The sequence below is a fragment of the Streptomyces sp. NPDC015144 genome (assembly GCF_043079735.1).
GTDB lineage: Bacteria > Actinomycetota > Actinomycetes > Streptomycetales > Streptomycetaceae > Streptomyces.
In genome coordinates, this window is sequence record NZ_JBIBUU010000022.1 from 1 (window position 1) to 16,531 (window position 16,531).

Sequence of the window (16,531 nt, forward strand, 5' to 3'; positions counted from 1 at the left end):
GATACTGGATGTATCGGGGTGACCCCGACAACGCGGCGAGCGTGCGTGCCGGGCGCCGCACGGCAGGCGGCAGTTTGAAGACAGGTCCTAGGCGGAAGCGAGCGGGACGCTCAGGGTCAGGGTGAAGCCCTTGCCCCGGCCGGGCCCCAGCCCCGGGCCGGACGCCGAGGTGGTGAGCGTGCCGTCGACCGCCGCGAGGCGTTCGCCGATGCCGGTGAGGCCGTTGCCCGGCTTGCTGCCCGAGGGGCCCACCCCGTCGTCCGCGACGGTGAGTTCGAGGACCGGGCCGTCCAGGGTCTGGCGCGGGGTGAGGGCGACGGCGCACCGCTTGGCCCTGCTGTGGCGTACGACGTTGGTGACGGCCTCGCGCAGCGCCCAGGCGAGCACCTCCTCCGTCTTCTCCGGCAGGTCGCCGGGCACCTCGGCCGGGACGTCGGCGGTGACACCGGCGGCGGCCAACGCCGTGCGCGCGCCGGCCAGTTCGCCGGGGAGGGTGGGGCGGCGGTAGCCGGTGACCGCGCTCCGTACGTCGATCAGGGCCTGGCGGCTCACCTTCTCGATGTCCGCCACCTGGGCGGCCGCCTGCTCCGGGTGGGCGGGCAGCATCCGGCCCGCCAGCTCGCTCTTGAGGGTGATCAGGGAGAGCGAGTGGCCGAGCAGGTCGTGCAGGTCGCGGGCGAGCCTGAGCCGCTCCTCGTTGGCGGCGAGCTGGGCGACGGTGGCGCGGGCCTCGCGCAGCTCGATCGTCGTACGGATCAGCTGCCGTACACCCGTCATCGAGAAGCCGCCCAGCAGTGCCGGGAAGACCAGCGCGGTGATGATCTCGCGCGGGTGGTCGGCGGTCAGGCCCAGGCCGACCAGGACCGCCGTGACGGCGGGGATCAGCCACGCGGCCGTCCGCAGCGGGAGGGTGGCGCCGGCCGAGACCGCCACGTAGACGAAGAGGACCAGCCAGGAGGGACCGAGCGTCAGGGTCAGCAGGGCCGCGAGTCCGCCGAGGAAGGCGATGGCGGCGTGGGCGCCGCGGTCGTTGCCGTCCCGGGGGGTGCGGCGCAGGACCAGGAGCAGGTAGGCGCCGACGAAGGCGAGCAGACCGAGGGCGCCGAGCGCCGTCGCCCACGGGGTGTGGCCGCCGTCGGTCAGGTCCCTGACGGGCGCGCTCATGAACGCGAGCCAGATGCCGACCCAGAGCAGCTTGATCCATCGCTGTCCGCGGTTGGTGGGCGGGCGTCCGATCCCCACGGACGTCTCGTCGTCGTTCACGCCTTCAGGGTGTCCTTCCGGTAGAGCCAGGCCGCACCGCCCGCGAAGACCACGAAGTAGGCGCAGAGGATCGCGACGTCCTTGCCGTGCGGCGAACCGCCCATCTCGATCGCCTGTCCGAGAGAAGCGTACGCGTGCGTGGGCAGCCACTCGGCGATGTTCTGGAGCCACTGCGGGAAGGTGGCGCTGGGCATCCAGAGGCCGCCGAGGATGGAGAGCCCGAAGTAGATGATCATCGTGACCGGGCGGACCGCGTCCCCGCTGGCCAGGTAGCCGATGGCCACCCCGAGCGCGGCGAAGACCAGCGAACCGGCCCAGATGACGCCGCCCAGCGCGAACCACTGCCAGGTCTCCACCCGTACGTGCTTGACGGCGGCGGCCACCAGGAAGACCACCACGATGCACGGCAGGGTGACGATGGCGGCGCCGGCGATCTTCGCGAGGACGTAGCCCCGGCCGGGCAGCGCGGTGAGCCGCAGTTGGCGGACCCAGCCCTTCTCCCGCTCCTTGGCGATGCGCTCGCTGTTGCCCATCAGGACGGCGGTCAGCGCGCCGAAGGAGGCCATCGAGACCATGAAGAAGGCCTGGAAGGTGAGGTCGGTGTGCGGAACCCGGTCGGTGGTGTTCCGGGTGCCGGAGGTCAGCAGGTAGATCACCGAGGGGTAGATGACCGAGAAGAACATGAACTTCTTGTTCCGCAGGGTGCGGGTCACTTCGAGCCTGATCAGGGCCCCGGAGAAGAGGTTCGTCATGCGGTCCTGGCCTCCTCGGCCTCGGTGATGGCGACGAAGGCCTGCTCCAGGCCCAGTCCGGCGACTTCGAGCGCGCGCGGGTAGAGGCCGAGCCGGTAGACGGCGTGGACCGTGGCGTCGGCGTCGTGCGACTGGATGCGGACCCGGTTGCCGGTGACGTCGAGCGTGGAGAGGTGGGGCAGGCCGCGCAGGGCGGCCTCGTCGACCGGACCCTCCAGCTCGAAGGAGATCCGGCGGGCCCCGGCCCGCGCCTTGATCTCGGCGGCGGTGCCGTCGGCGAGCAGGCGCCCCTTGTGCAGGACGAGCACCCGGTCGGCGATCGCGTCGGCCTCTTCGAGGTAGTGGGTGGCGAACAGGACGGTACGGCCCTGCTCGGCCTGCTCGCGCATGGTGGCCCAGAAGGCCTGGCGGGCCGTGACGTCCATGCCGGTGGTCGGCTCGTCGAGGACGATCAGGTCGTTGGCGCCGGCCGTGGCGAGCGCGAAGCGGACCCGCTGTTCCTGGCCGCCGGAGAGCTTGTTGACCATCCGTCCGGCGATCTGGGCGAGCCCCGCCCGGGAGAGCACCTCCGCCACCGGGAGGGGGCGGGGGTGCAGGGCGCAGGCGAGGCCGACCAGCTCCCCGACCGTGACGTCCTCCATCAGCCCGCCGCTCTGGAGCATCGCCCCGACCCGGCCCGCCGCGATGGCGTCCTGCGGGGTCGTGCCGAAGACCTCGACGCTGCCGGAGTCGGCGGTGCGCAGGCCGAGCAGCAGGTCGAGGGTGGAGGACTTGCCCGCGCCGTTGGGGCCGAGGAGCGCCACGGTCTCGCCGGGGCGCAGTTCGAGGGTGAGCCCGTCGACGGCGCGCACCTCTCCGTACGTCTTGCTGACCTGCGTGAAGCGGACCGCGGCGGTCCTCGCCCCGGCGGCCTCGTCGGCTGTCGTCGTCATGGATCCAGCGTCGCGGAGCACGGGTGCCCGCGGCAGAGCCGTTCCTCGTGGATTCGGCATGACAGATGTCATGCCCGGCACGCGCGTCGGGCCGGACCTACGCCGCCGCCCCGGCCGGAGGGTCCGGCCGGGGCGGCGGTGGGTACGTGCCCGGGGTGCGGGCTCCGGTCAGCCGGTGGCGCCCGTGCCGCCCGTCCCGTCGAGGGCGATGACGGCGGTGCGCTCGGCGGGGGTCTTGCCGAGCAGCGCCTTCTGCATCGCGTTGGCCACGTCGCCCGCGTCGAGCTGGCGCTTCTTGCCGTCGTCGCCGGTGACCATGATGCCGTCGAAGACGCCGTCGCAGAGGGTGTCGATGGCCTTCGAGTCGTACCGGGGGACCAGCTTGCCCTTGACCGGGACCATGGAGAGGATCTGCGGCAGCGACCTGGCCGGGCCGAACTGGATCTGCTTGGCGCCCGCCTTGATGGTGACCAGGCCCGACATCGCCGGCTGCGCGAACTCCTTCATCGCCCGGTCCAGCTCGGCCTGGTCGATGGTGGGTTCGTGGGTGCCGACGGGGAGTTCGACCACCTTGGAGCGGCCGGTCTGCACCTGGGCCCGGTAGGCGTCGCGCACCGAGTTCATCGACCGGGCGACGTCCAGCGACTTGCCGGACTTCCCGGGGACGGCGACGGCCTTGTCGGGCTCGAACTTGATCGTGCCGTCGTTGGCGGAGCCGGAGACGCCCGCCAGGTCCGTCAGCGCGACGCCGAGCTTCTCCTCGTCGACCGGGATCACCGGGTCGACGGCGCGCTTGGTGCCGAAGAGGGAGCCGATGACGGAGACCGGGTTGTAGTCGCTGCCCGCGGCGGCGCGCACGGTCTCCTGGCTGTCCAGGGCGAGCCCGGCCTTGTCGGGCGCGAGTTCGGTCTTGCGGCCGTCCACGGAGAGCTGGAGCGGGGCCACGGCGCGCTTGCCGAGGGCGGCGTCCAGCTTGGTGGCGGCCTCCTCCTTCGTGCCGCCGCCGATGTCGACGCCGAGGACCGTGGTGCCCTTGGGCACGTCGGAGTGGTTCATCAGCAGCCCGGCGCCGTACGCGACTCCGAGCAGGCCGACCACGGCCGCGCCGAGGAGGACCAGCTTGGAGCGGCCCTTCTTCTTCGCGGGCGCGGACGCCGGTTCGGGCCGGGGGGCGGGCGCCGGTACGGCCGGGCCGCCGGGCCCCGCCGGGCCGGTGCCCATCGGGTCACCGAGGCCGCCCGGGGACGGCTCGCCACGGACCCCGTCGGGGCCGCCCGGGAACGGGGACGCCGTCCGGCGCTCCGGCGGCACGGCGGGGATGCCGCTGTTGAGCGTGTCACCGGACACGTTGCCGCCCGGCACGTTGCCACCGGGTCCGGCGGGCGCCGGACCGGCGAACTGCGGGGTCAGCACGGCGGTGTCGTCCGACAGCCGGGGCACCGGACCGCCCGGGACGCCGAGGGGGCGGGGGCCCTTCGGGCCGTCGAGGTCCGGGGTGAGGGCGGAGGTGCCGGTGGCCGGTCCCGTGGTGGGCCCGGCGGGGCCGGGCGTGCGCACCCCGAGGTCGGGGGTGGGGCGCGGACCGCCGAAGTCGTCGGGCCGGGGCGCGCCCTGACCGTCCGTGCGCTGCGGGCCGTCCGAGAAGTACGGCAGGTCGGGGCGGGCCGGGGCGGACGCACCCGTGGCGCCCTCGCCGCCGCCCACGACGGGCGTACCGGCCGCCGGGGTACCGCCGACGACGGGGGTGCCGGCCGCCGGGGTGTTCGCGAGGGGCTTGCGCGGGGCGAACCAGTCGCTGCCGCTCTTCTCCCGGGCCGGCTTCTCGGCGGGCTCCGCCGCCGGGGCGGCCGTCCGGGACTCGGCGGCCGGGGCGGCGCCGGAGGCGTCCGGCGCGTCCGCGGGGCGCGGAACGCTGCCCGTGCGCTCGGCGTCGGTACCGTCGGCCTCCCCCACGGGCGTACGCATGACGACGGGCGGGATCGGGCGCGAGCCGGGGATGTTGATCCGGATCCGCGTCGTCAGCGTCGTCTCGGTCCTGGGCTCGTCGGCCCGGGACGCGTCGGTGGCCTCCGGGCCCCCCTCCGGGGCGTCCTGCGAAGGGTTCGACGACGGATACTGGCGTGATCCGTACGGCGGCGTCCCCGAAGGGTACGCGGCGCCCCCGCGCCCCTGGGGCCCGGAGGACGTACTGTCAGTTTCACGACTCAAAGCAGGTTCTCCCGATTGGCTCCGCCGCCCGTACTTCCCCCATGCCGTGGGCCTGGGGACGGCTCGGCGCGCGCACCACCATACTGGCCGCAGCCGACGGCCACCCCGCGACCGGGGGAAACGGCTGCCCGTCCCCCGCTCGGCCGGATACGGCCCAAGGGATCGGACGTGGCACTTTACTTGCCGGACCGGACGCTTCCGGCGCCCGGTCGGGGCACCCGCGACATGGTGGCACAGATCACAGCGACGGCCATCCCGCCCAGCAGGAAGAGGCCGAGGCCCAGTTCGTCGCCGAAGACGTAGTCGCCCTCCGGACGCCCGCCCAGCAGAACGAAGATGGAAATCAGCCATCCTGCGGCGGGGGCCAGCGCCCCGAGCTGGGTGCCGAAGACCAGCCGACCGCCGAGGAAGAGCCCGGCCGCGCCCAGCAGCGCCAGCAGCAGCCCGCCGGGGAACCAGGCGGCCTGGACCAGCGTCCCGGCGATCCCGACGAGTGCGCCGAGCACGGCGAGGCCCGCGTAGGCGGCGATCCGGGCGGGGTTGAGGGGGGCGGCCAGGCCGGTGGCGGCGGGGCCCGGGGCCGGTGCGCGTCGCTTGCTGCTGTCGTCGCTCATCGCTCCGCTCCCGTCAGTCCCGCGAACAGGTCGTCCTCCCTGGTCCCCCGCGGTGCCCCGTGGTCGCCGCGCACCAACTCGTAGTACTCGGTGGTGAAGAGCGGCTGCCCGAGGTCGTTGGAGAGGGCGAAGAAGGGCCCGTCGACGGCGATCTGGGTGGCATGGGCGCGCATCGCGGCGCTCTTCGCGGCGGCGTGGGCCGTGCCGTCGATGGCCGCGGCGATCCGGCAGTCGTCCACCACGCCCGGTACGTCGTCGAGGGCGGCGACGCCGGGGAAGGCGTCCGGCGCCGTCTCGCGGAGGCGGGCGAAGCCCTCCTCGGCGACGGTGCGCGGCACCCGGTTCCAGTAGATCTTGGCGATGGTGTGCGGGGCGCCGTCACCGGGGCGGTACGCGGGGTCGGCGGCGAGCTCGGCCGCGCGCATCGCGACGCGGTGGGCCTGGATGTGGTCGGGGTGGCCGTAGCCGCCGTCGGGGTCGTAGGTGACCAGGACCTGGGGGCGGACCTCGCGGACGACCTCCACCAGGTGTCCGGCGGCCTCGTCCACGTCGGCCGACCAGAAGGCGTGCGGGCGGTCGTTCTGCGCGGTGCCCATCATCCCGGAGTCGCGGTAGCGGCCGGGGCCGCCGAGGAGCCGGTGGTCGGTGACCCCCAGCTCCTTCATCGCGGCGGCGAGTTCGCCCTGGCGGTAGGGGCCCAGGGTGTCGTCCCGGTCGGCCGCGAGATGGGCGAGCGAGGGCGGGATGACCTCGCCCTCCTCACCGAGTGTGCAGGTCACCAGGGTGACCCGGGCACCCTGGGCCGCGTACATGGCCATGGTGGCGCCGTTGTTGATCGACTCGTCGTCGGGGTGCGCGTGCACCAGGAGGAGGCGCCGGGCAGGGAGGTCCGTCATGGGACCAGCCTACGAGCCGGGCCCCCCGGTCCCCGCCCGCGCACCTGCCGTCGACGGGCCGGGCCTCAGAACTTGAGGCTGCCGATCATCCCCGCCACGTTCGAGGTCAGGTTCGAGATGCTCGGCGCGATCGACGAGCTGGCGAGGTAGAAGCCGAGCAGTGCGCAGACCACCGCATGTCCGCCCTTCAGTCCGGATTTCCGGATCAGCAGGAAGACGACGATCGCCAGCAGCACCACCACGGAAATCGAGAGTGCCACGGCGGTTCACCTCCATCAGTACGGTCGAAACGGGCAGCACACATGGAGCCAGCAGGTTTCCTACCCACCAAGCGCTACGGATCATAACTATCCGTGGAAAGGCACTGATCGGTGCACGGCAGCACGAGGGGCGCACGCCCGGTCGGGGGGCACTCCCCGACCGATCGGTCGGCGACTAGGTTTCGACGTATGACTTCACAGCGGATCTCGTTCCCCCGTCAGCACGCCAGGACCATGCGGTACACGCTCGGCGCCCCCCGTTCCTTCACCGTCTCGCCGGACGGGGAACGGGTGGTCTTCCTCCGTTCGGAGTCCGGAACCGATCGTTCCGGCCGGCTGTGGGTGCTGGACCTGCCCCGGGACGGGGAGACGCGGGAGCGGGTGGTCGCCGATCCGGTGACTCTGCTGGGCGGTTCGGCGGAGCGGCTCTCCGCGCAGGAGCGGGCGCGCCGCGAGCGCAGCCGCGAGGGTTCCTCGGGGATCGTCGGCTACGCGGTGGACGCGGCCGTCGAGCTGGCGGCGTTCGCCCTCTCCGGGAAGGTCTACGTCGCCGGGCTGCGGTCGGGTACGGCACGTGCGCTGCCCGTTCCGGGCCCGGTGATCGACCCCCGGCCCGCACCGGACGGACGACACATCGCCTATGTGTCCAAGGGCGCGCTGCGCGTCGTCGACGTGGAGGGGGAGGGCGACCGGGCCCTCGCCGAGCCGGAGGCGGACGAGGTGTCGTACGGCCTGGCGGAGTTCATCGCGGCCGAGGAGATGCAGCGGTCGCGGGGCTTCTGGTGGTCGCCGGAGTCGGACCGGCTGCTGGTGGCCCGGGTCGACAACAGCCCGGTGCGGCGGTGGTGGATCGCGGACCCGGCCCATCCGGAGCGGCGGCCGGCCGAGATCGCGTACCCGGCGGCGGGGACGCCCAACGCCGAGGTGCGGCTCTTCGTGGTGGGTCTGGACGGCGCCCGGACCGAGGTGGTCTGGGACCGGACGAGCCACCCGTACCTGGCCCAGGTGCACTGGTCGTCCGGCGGGGCGCCGCTGCTGCTGGTGCAGTCCCGCGACCAGCGCGGCCATCTGTACCTCGCGGTGGACCCGGAGACCGGGCGGACCCGGACGGTGCACGCGGACGAGGACCCGGTGTGGCTGGAAATCTACCCCGGCGTGCCCGCCTGGACGCCGGACGGACAGCTCGTGCGGATCGCCGACGAGGCCGGTGCCCGGGTGCTCGCGGTCGGCGACCGGCCGCTGACCGGGGCGCGGTTGCAGCTCCGGGCGGTGCTGGACGTCGGGGAGTCGGACATCCTGGTGTCGGCCACGGCCGGTGAGGAGGCGGCCGCGCCGGAGATCGGCGAGACCCATGTCTACCGGGTCAACGAGCTGGGCGTGGAGCGGGTCTCGGAGGAGCCCGGGGTGCACACGGCGGTCCGCGCGGGCGGGGTGACGGTGCTGGCCTCGCAGACCCTGGAGCGGTCCGGCTCCCTGGTCCGGGTGTTCCGGGACGGAAAGCCCGTCGCCACCGTGGCCAACCACGCGCAGGAACCGGTCATCTCCGCCCGGGTGCAGCTCACCGAGGGGGGCGCGCGACGGATTCCGTGCGCCGTACTGCTCCCCACGGGGTACCAGGAGTCGGACGGTCCGCTTCCGGTCCTGATGGATCCGTACGGCGGCCCGCACGGCCGACGGGTGGCCGCCGCGCAGAACGCGCATCTCACCTCGCAGTGGTTCGCCGACCAGGGCTTCGCGGTCGTGGTCGCCGACGGCCGGGGCACCCCCGGACGTTCGCCCGCCTGGGAGAAGGCGGTCAAGAACAACCTGCTCCTCACGCTGGACGACCAGGTCGAGGCGGTGCACGCGCTCGCGGACCGGTTCCCGCTGGACCTCGGCCGGGTGGCGATCCGGGGCTGGTCCTTCGGCGGCTACCTGGCGGCCCTGGCCATCACCCGGCGCCCCGACGTCTTCCACGCGGCGGTGGTCGGCGCCCCGGTGACCGACCAGCGGCTCTACGACACCCACTACACCGAGCGCTACCTCGGCGACCCCGCCGAGCAGCCCGAGGTGTACGCGTACAACTCGGTCGTCACCGACGAGGGGCTCTCCGGGGCCGCCGAGCAGGTGCGGCCGATGATGATCGTCCACGGCCTCGCGGACGACAACGTGGTGATGGCGCACACCCTCCGGCTCTCCTCCGCCCTGCTCGCGGCCGGGCGCCCGCACGAGGTGCTGCCGCTGAGCGGGGTGACCCACATGACGCCGCAGGAGCAGGTGGCCGAAAACCTGCTGCTGCTCCAGGTCGACTTCCTGAAGCGGTCGTTGGCGCCCCGGGGCTGAGGACCGGGCCGCGCCTCCGTCACCAGCCCGGCGGCGGCTGGGACGGGGGCGGCGGCCCGAAGGGACCGGGCAGCGCCCCGTACCCCGGTACGTGCCCCGGCGGCGCGGGCGCCGGCGGCACCTGGCCCGGCAGGGCCGCCGCCAGCAGCGTCAGGGCCCCGAGGAACACCTGGAAGAAGCCGGTCAGCACGAGCAGTTCGTTCTCGACGCGCAGGTCGAGGAAGTGCTGGAGCAGTTCGAAGTGGAACGAACGGGCCACGCTCAGGCCCCCTTCGAGCAGCAGCAGCGCGGCGGCGATCAGCGCGAACGGCCGCGCGTGCACGGCGCGGACGACCGCGCTCACCGCGGCGAACAGGCAGAGCAGCGCCAGCAGGACGGAGAACCAGCCGGGCGGCGGGTCCGTCAGCGGCTGGAAGATCCGGGGCCCGCCCAGGTACCAGTCGGGGTACATGCCGAGGTGCAGGTCGGTGCTCCGGACCCGCTGGCGGATCTCCCAGCCGGTCGTCACTGCCGCGGCCGCGCCGAGCCCCAGGAAGAGGACCACCCCGGCGCCCGCCCCCGGCCGGGCCGGGTGGCGTTCGGTGAAGTCGCGCACCGGGCGGCGGCCCGCCCCGGCGGTGATGACCAGCGCGATGCCCGCGGCGAGTGCGGCGAAGGCGCAGATCAGGGCACGGGTGCGCAGGTCGTCGGAGAACCGGGAGTCCAACCAGGACGGGCCGATGCCCCAGAGTCCGGGCAGCCGCACCGCGACCGTGACCACGCCGACGGCGACCAGCGCGGTGGCGGCCACCGAGGACCGCAGGACGACGACGGCCGCGACGGCGTACACCACGAGCAGCACCAGGTCGTACGCCGACGTGGTCGGCAGCATGGTGAACCGGGCGTCGGAGAAGCCCGCCCATCGCTGACCCAACTGCCCGATGTCGTCGGCCGCGTTGATGTCCCGTACGATCCAGCCCGCGACCATCAGCGCGAGCACCGCGCACAGGACGGCGCCGGTGACCCTTGCCCCCCGTGTCAGTATCACCCGAGCGATACTCACACCGTGGTGCCCGGCGGACAAGGGGTTGCACCGGCGTGGTGCGCGAACGGGCAACCGGCCGGGAGGACTTGGCGGCTTCCCGGCCGGTACGCGTTACGCCCGGCCCGGCTCCCCGGGCCCGTCCGGCGGCTCCGGCTCCTCCGGTGTCCCGGGGACCTCCGGCGTCTCCGGCTTCCCGGCCGTCTCCGGCGCCCCGGTGACGTCCTCGGCGGCCGGCGGGGCGGGCACCCCCAGCAGCCCCTCCGGCGGGACCACCCGCTTCTCCTCCGCGAAGTGGCAGGCCGAGTCGTGCGCGGCCGGCGACTCCAGCAGCCGGAAGACGGCGGGCACGGCGAGCAGCGGCACCTCCAGCGCGCACCGGTCCTGTGCCTTCCAGCAGCGGGTGCGGAAGCGGCAGCCGGACGGCGGGTTCGCCGGTGAGGGGACGTCGCCGTGGAGGATGATCCGCTCCCGGTGCGCGCGGGCGGCGGGGTCCGGCACCGGGACCGCCGACAGCAGCGCCTGGGTGTACGGGTGCGTGGGGTGCTCGTAGATCTGCTCGTCGGTGCCGGTCTCGACGATCCGGCCGAGGTACATCACGCCGACCCGGTCGGAGATGTGCCGGACGATCGACAGGTCGTGCGCGATGAAGACGTAGGCGAGCTTGAACTCCGCCTGGAGCCGGTCCAGCAGGTTGACCACCTGCGCCTGTACGGAGACGTCGAGCGCGGAGACCGGCTCGTCGGCGACGATGATCTCCGGGTTCAGGGCCAGGCCGCGGGCGATGCCGATGCGCTGGCGCTGGCCGCCGGAGAACTGGTGCGGATAGCGGTTGATGTACTCCGGGTTGAGGCCCACGACGTCCAGCAGCTCCTGGACCTTCCGGCGCCGCTCCCCCTTCGGGGCGACCTCGGGGTGGATCTCGTACGGCTCGCCGATGATGTCGCCGACCGTCATGCGCGGGTTCAGCGAGGTGTACGGGTCCTGGAACACCATCTGGATGTTCCGGCGGACCGCCTTCAGCGCGCGGCCCGAGAGCTTGGTGATGTCCTCGCCCTTGTACCGGATCGCCCCGGCCGTCGGCTGTTCCAGGTGCACCAGCATCTTGGCCACGGTCGACTTGCCGCAGCCGGACTCCCCCACGATGCCCAGGGTCTCGCCCGCGGCCAGGTCGAAGGAGACCCCGTCGACCGCCTTGACGGCACCGACCTGCTTCTTGATCAGGATGCCCTGGGTCATCGGGTAGTGCTTGACCAGGTCGCGGACCTCCAGGATCGGCTCACCGGTCCGCACGGCCGTTCCCGGCGCGGGGCCGCCCGCCGTCTCGTCAGCGCGCATCGAGCGTCTCCTTCCAGAAGTAGCAGGCGCTCTCGCGGTGCGGGCCCACCTCGAACAGCGGCGGCACCTCGCCCCGGCAGACCTCCTGGGCCAGTGGGCAGCGCGGGTTGAAGGCGCAGCCGGGCGGGATGTGCAGCAGGTTGGGCGGCAGGCCCTTGATGGCGTACAGCTCCTGCCCCTTCTGGTCCAGGCGCGGGATCGACCGGAGCAGGCCCTTGGTGTACGGGTGGGCGGGGGCCCGGTAGATCTCGTGGACGGGGGCGGCCTCGACGATCCGGCCCGCGTACATCACGGCGATCTTGTCGGCGACGTCGGCGACCACGCCCAGGTCGTGGGTGATCAGGATGAGGCCCATGTTCAGCTCGCGCTGGAGCTCGGCGAGCAGGTCCATCACCTGGGCCTGGACGGTGACGTCGAGGGCGGTGGTGGGTTCGTCGGCGATGATCAGCGAGGGCTCCAGCGCCATCGCCATGGCGATCATGATGCGCTGGCGCATGCCGCCGGAGAACTGGTGCGGGTAGTTGCCGACCCGCTCCCTGGCCGCCGGGATGCGGACCCGGTCCATCAGTTCGACGGCCTTGGCCTTCGCGTCCTTGCGGGACATCCCCCGGTGCACGACGAACATCTCGCCGAGCTGCTCCCCCACGCTGAGCACGGGGTTGAGGGAGGAGAGCGCGTCCTGGAAGATCATGGCCATCTCCTGGCCGCGGATCCTCCGGCGTTCGTCCTTCTTCATGGTGAGCAGGTCGCGGCCCTTGAAGAGGATCTCGCCGCCGGCGATCCGCCCCGGGGGCATGTCGAGGATGCCCATGACGGCCTGGGCGGTGACGGACTTGCCGGAGCCGGATTCGCCGAGCACGGCCAGCGTCTCGCCCTCGGCGACCGAGTAGTCGACGCCGTTGACGGCCTTGACGACCCCGTCGCGGGTGTGGAACTCCACGTGCAGATCGCGCACTTCGAGCAACATGGCAGCGGGCTCCTCAGCGCAGCTTGGGGTCGAGGGCGTCGCGCACCGCGTCGCCGAGCATGATGAAGGCGAGCACGGTGACCGCCAGGGCCCCGGCGGGCCAGAGCAGCATGTGCGGGGCGTTGCGGATGTACTGGGAGGCGGCGGAGATGTCGATGCCCCAGGAGACGGCGGGCGGTTTCAGCCCGACGCCGAGGAACGAGAGCGTCGCCTCCAGCGAGATGTACGTACCGAGCGCGATGGTCGCGACGACGATGACGGGCGCGATGGCGTTCGGGGCGATGTGGCGCAGCAGCATCCGGCTGTTGGAGGCGCCGAGGGCCCGGGCCGCCTGGACGTAGTCGTTCTGCTTGGCGGTGATCACCGAGCCGCGGGCGATGCGGGCGATCTGCGGCCAGCCCAGCAGGACGATGAAGCCGATCACCGGCCAGACGGTGGCGCTGGTGACCACGGAGAGGAAGACCAGGCCGCCGAGGACCACCGGGATGCCGAAGAAGATGTCGGTGAGGCGGGAGAGCACGGCGTCCGACCAGCGGCCGAAGAAGCCGGCCAGGCCGCCGAGGAGGCCGCCGAGGAGGGTGACGCCGACGGTCGAGCAGACGCCGACGGTGACCGAGTTCCGGGCCCCGTAGACGGTGCGGGTGTAGACGTCGCAGCCCTGGCCGTCGAAGCCGAAGGGGTGGCCGGGCTGGGAGCCCTGCTGGGCCTTGGCGAGGTCGCAGTCGAGGGGGTCCTGGTCGGCGATGAGCTGGGGCCAGATCGAGATGACGACCAGGAAGAGGATGACCAGCGCGGAGATGATGAAGACCGGGTTGCGGCGCAGGTCGCGCCAGGCGTCGGACCAGAGGCTGCGGGGCTTCTGGGCGGGTCCGCTGCCGGGAGGGCCGCCGGGCGCCTTTTCGAGGGTGGTGCCCTCCGCCACGGCGAGGTCCATCGCCCCGCCCGATCCGGCCGACGAGATCGCCTCGCCCGGTGTCTGCTCAGGCATATCGGATCCTCGGGTCGAGTACGGCGTACAGCAGGTCGACGATCAGGTTCGCCGCCAGGAAGACCAGGACGAGGATGGTGACGAAGCCGACGACGGTCTGGGAGTTCTGGCGCAGGATGCCCTGGTAGAGCTGGTAGCCCACGCCGTGGATGTTGAAGATCCGCTCGGTGACGATCGCCCCGCCCATCAGGGCGCCCACGTCCGTGCCGATGAAGGTGACGACCGGGATCAGCGAGTTGCGCAGCAGGTGGCGTACGACGACGCGGCGCTGCGGCAGCCCCTTGGCGACGGCGGTGCGCACGTAGTCGGCGCGGGCGTTCTCGGCGATCGAGGTGCGGGTGAGCCGGGTGACGTAGGCCAGCGAGACGGAGGCCAGCACCAGCCCGGGGACGAGCAGTTCGTTGAAGGGGGCCTCCGGTGCGACGGAGGGTTTGATGACGCCCCACTCGACGCCGAGCAGCAGTTGGAGGAGGAGGCCGGTGACGAAGGTCGGGATGGAGATGACGACCAGGGTCAGGATGAGGACGGTGGTGTCGACGGGGCGGCCGCGGCGCAGTCCGGTGATGACGCCGAGGCTGATGCCGATGACGATCTCGAAGACGATCGCCACGATGGTGAGCCGGATCGTGATGGGGAAGGCGGTGGCCATCAGCTCGGTGACCTTCTGCCCGTTGAACGCGGTGCCGAAGTCGCCGGTGAAGACGTTGCCCATGTAGGTCGCGTATTGCTGCCACACGGGCTTGTCGAGGCCGAATTCCGAGCGGAGCTGGGCGGCGGTCGCCGGGTCGCACTGGCGGTCGCCGCAGAGACCCGCGATGGGGTCGCCCATCACGTTCACCATGAGGAAGATCAACAGCGTGGTGCCGAAGAAGACCGGGATCATCTGCAGCAGCCGCCGGATCACATAACGTCCCATGCGGGGCTCCGGGGGTCGCGGGGTTCGAGGGCGCGGGGCCGGGGGTCGTCCGGTCCCCGGGGGGCGAAGTGCCGGGGGCCGGGCGGCCGGTGCGCGGTCGGCACCGGTGCCCGGCCCCGACGGGTCACTTGACCTTGATCTGCTCGTACACCGGGACGCTGAACTGGTTCAGCGTCACGCCGGAGATCCGGTCCGAGTAGCCGGCGCTGCCGTTCTGGTACCAGAGCGGGATGACGGGCATCTGGTCGGCGAGGACCTTCTCCGCGTCCTGGAAGGTCGAGACGGCCTTGGCCCGGTCGGCCTCGGCGTTGGCCTTGTCGACCAGGTCGTCGAACTTCTTGTTGCTCCACTTGCCGTCGTTCGAGGAGGCGTCGGTGTAGTAGAGCGGCTGGAGGAAGTTCTGGATGAGCGGGTAGTCCATCTGCCAGCCGGCCCGCCAGGCACCGGTCGGTTTCTGCTGGGAGACCTGGCTGCGGAAGTCGGCGAAGGTGCCGACCGGGGCGCCGATGCAGGCCCGGTTGTTGCCCAACGACCGGTTGACGCTGTTGCAGATGGCGTCCACCCACTCCTTGTGGGAGCCGGTGTCGGCGTTGTACGTGATCTTGAGCTGGCCGCCGGGGATGCCACCGCCCTCCTCGACCAGCTTCTTGGCCTTCGCCGGGTCGTACGTGCAGGGGGCGCCGCACAGTCCCTCCTTGAAGCCGCCCTTCTCGCCGAGGACCGGGGAGGTCCAGTCCGAGGCGGGGGTGCGGGTCTTCTGGAAGATCTGGTCGGTGATCTGCTTCCGGTCGATCGCCATCGACAGGCCCTGACGGACCTTGACGCCGCCGGGGGTGTCCCACTTCTTGTCGTAGAAGGGGAAGGCGAGGGTCTGGATGATGCCGGCCGGGGTGTTGATGTAGCGGTCGCCGAGGTCGGACTTGACGTTCTTGAGCTGCGAGGCGGGCACGTCGTCGACGAGGTCGAGGTTGCCGGCCGTCAGGTCCGTGTAGGCGGTGTTGTTGTCGGTGTAGACCTTGAGGTCGATGCCGCCGTTGACCGCCTTGTCCTCGCCCGGGTACCCGTCCCACTTGCGCAGGTTCATCGAGGAGCCCTTGGTGTACGTGTCGACCTTGTACGGCCCGTTGCCGATCGGCTTGGAGATCCAGGCGGCGTGGTCGGTGAAGAAGGCCCTGGGCAGCGGGGCGAAGGCCGGGTAGCCGAGGGTGTCGGGCCAGAGGGAGAACTTCTGCGACAGCTTGACCGTGAAGGTGTGGTCGTCGACGACCTTGAGGCCGGAGAGCGAGGTGGCGCCGGCGCTGCCGGACGCGGGGTGGACCTTGTCGTAGCCGTCGATGTAGCCGAAGAAGTACGCGTTCTTCTGGTTGTTCTTCAGCAGGGCGCCGTAGTTCCAGGCGTCCACGAAGGACTTCGCGGTGACCTTCTCGCCGTTGCTGAAGGTCCAGCCGTCCTTCACGGTGACCGTGAAGTTCTGGTTGTCCTTGGTGTCGATCTTCTCGGCGAGCATGTTGGTGGCGGCGCCGGTCTTCGGGTCGTACCGCTTGAGCCCCCGGAAGATCATGTCGAGGACCTTGCCGCCCTGGACCTCGTTGGTGTTGGCCGGTTCCAGCGGGTTCTGCGGGTCACCCCAGGACGAGCTCACGATGCCGTTCGCGCCACTGCCGCCACTGCTGCTGCCCCCGCCGCCGCATGCCGTCGCGGCCAGCGCGACGACCGCCGCGCATGCGGCCCACCTGGCCCGTGTGGCTCCGCGCATGGAGTGCCTCCTCGTAGTGCTCGTCTCACTTAGGGCAAATATCACCGCACAAGGGACGTGATGCACCTCTATCCCACCCATTCGGGCGCGTCGCACTGGATGCCGAGTGGCACACTGCGAGCGATTCCGCTCCACGCGCACGGACCGGCGTACGACCGGTACGCGAGGGTCGGCGACAGCGGCCCGGTAACGGCCGTGCATCGAATGCGCATCGACCGCGAGTCGGTCTGATCCGATGTACGCATTCCGAGACAACAGCGCCCGCATATCGGACTCATTGCCGGAGTTCACCCGTTAA

At 72.0% G+C, this 16,531-nt stretch carries 14 protein-coding genes; 1 reads left to right on the forward strand and 13 read right to left on the reverse strand.

Going from position 1 to position 16,531, the window contains the following annotated elements; genetic code table 11:
- Positions 1-87 precede the first annotated feature (87 nt).
- The 7 genes from ACF08W_RS29355 to ACF08W_RS29385 form a co-directional block, all read right to left on the reverse strand.
- Entirely contained in the window at positions 88-1,263 is a 1,176-nt protein-coding gene (locus ACF08W_RS29355; protein ID WP_392281122.1) for a sensor histidine kinase, read from the reverse strand.
- On the reverse strand, positions 1,260-2,015 hold the full coding sequence (locus tag ACF08W_RS29360; protein WP_385214088.1) for an ABC transporter permease: 756 nt from the start codon (positions 2,013-2,015) through the stop codon (positions 1,260-1,262). Before ACF08W_RS29360 ends, ACF08W_RS29355 begins: the two co-directional genes overlap by 4 nt.
- Entirely contained in the window at positions 2,012-2,947 is a 936-nt protein-coding gene (locus ACF08W_RS29365; RefSeq protein ID WP_392281123.1) for an ABC transporter ATP-binding protein, read from the reverse strand. Before ACF08W_RS29365 ends, ACF08W_RS29360 begins: the two co-directional genes overlap by 4 nt.
- A gap of 168 nt (positions 2,948-3,115) precedes the next feature.
- Positions 3,116-4,912, reverse strand: a complete 1,797-nt coding sequence (locus tag ACF08W_RS29370; protein WP_392281124.1) for a peptidoglycan binding domain-containing protein — start codon at positions 4,910-4,912, stop codon at positions 3,116-3,118.
- 419 nt (positions 4,913-5,331) lie between these two features.
- Positions 5,332-5,769 (reverse strand): DUF6113 family protein, encoded by a 438-nt coding sequence (locus tag ACF08W_RS29375; protein ID WP_392281125.1) that lies wholly within the window; start codon positions 5,767-5,769, stop codon positions 5,332-5,334.
- On the reverse strand, positions 5,766-6,665 hold the full coding sequence (mshB, locus tag ACF08W_RS29380; RefSeq protein ID WP_385214100.1) for an N-acetyl-1-D-myo-inositol-2-amino-2-deoxy-alpha-D-glucopyranoside deacetylase: 900 nt from the start codon (positions 6,663-6,665) through the stop codon (positions 5,766-5,768). The genes ACF08W_RS29375 and mshB overlap by 4 nt, the downstream gene beginning before the upstream one ends.
- 65 nt (positions 6,666-6,730) lie before the next feature.
- Positions 6,731-6,925 carry a hypothetical protein gene (locus tag ACF08W_RS29385; protein WP_352273294.1) on the reverse strand — a complete coding sequence of 65 codons (195 nt, stop codon included), beginning with the start codon at positions 6,923-6,925 and terminating at the stop codon, positions 6,731-6,733.
- Positions 6,926-7,114: 189 nt separating this feature from the next.
- On the opposite strand from ACF08W_RS29385, the gene ACF08W_RS29390 reads away from it, so the two are divergent.
- Positions 7,115-9,247 carry a prolyl oligopeptidase family serine peptidase gene (locus ACF08W_RS29390; protein WP_392281126.1) on the forward strand — a complete coding sequence of 711 codons (2,133 nt, stop codon included), beginning with the start codon at positions 7,115-7,117 and terminating at the stop codon, positions 9,245-9,247.
- Positions 9,248-9,266: 19 nt separating this feature from the next.
- Here ACF08W_RS29390 and ACF08W_RS29395 read toward each other — a convergent pair whose 3' ends face one another.
- The 6 genes from ACF08W_RS29395 to ACF08W_RS29420 form a co-directional block, all read right to left on the reverse strand.
- Positions 9,267-10,274, reverse strand: a complete 1,008-nt coding sequence (locus ACF08W_RS29395) for a hypothetical protein (protein WP_392281127.1) — start codon at positions 10,272-10,274, stop codon at positions 9,267-9,269.
- A gap of 108 nt (positions 10,275-10,382) precedes the next feature.
- The gene (locus ACF08W_RS29400) at positions 10,383-11,606 is read right to left on the reverse strand and encodes an ABC transporter ATP-binding protein (RefSeq protein ID WP_392281128.1); all 1,224 of its coding nucleotides are present in this window, start codon (positions 11,604-11,606) and stop codon (positions 10,383-10,385) included.
- On the reverse strand, positions 11,596-12,573 hold the full coding sequence (locus ACF08W_RS29405) for an ABC transporter ATP-binding protein (protein WP_352273298.1): 978 nt from the start codon (positions 12,571-12,573) through the stop codon (positions 11,596-11,598). Before ACF08W_RS29405 ends, ACF08W_RS29400 begins: the two co-directional genes overlap by 11 nt.
- Before the next feature lie 13 nt (positions 12,574-12,586).
- Positions 12,587-13,561 (reverse strand): ABC transporter permease, encoded by a 975-nt coding sequence (locus tag ACF08W_RS29410; RefSeq protein WP_352273299.1) that lies wholly within the window; start codon positions 13,559-13,561, stop codon positions 12,587-12,589.
- Complete coding sequence (locus ACF08W_RS29415; protein WP_352273300.1) at positions 13,554-14,477, reverse strand: ABC transporter permease; 924 nt, start codon at positions 14,475-14,477, stop codon at positions 13,554-13,556. Before ACF08W_RS29415 ends, ACF08W_RS29410 begins: the two co-directional genes overlap by 8 nt.
- Positions 14,478-14,601: 124 nt before the next feature.
- Positions 14,602-16,233 (reverse strand): ABC transporter substrate-binding protein, encoded by a 1,632-nt coding sequence (locus tag ACF08W_RS29420; RefSeq protein ID WP_385214115.1) that lies wholly within the window; start codon positions 16,231-16,233, stop codon positions 14,602-14,604.
- Between the last annotated feature and the right edge of the window lie 298 nt (positions 16,234-16,531).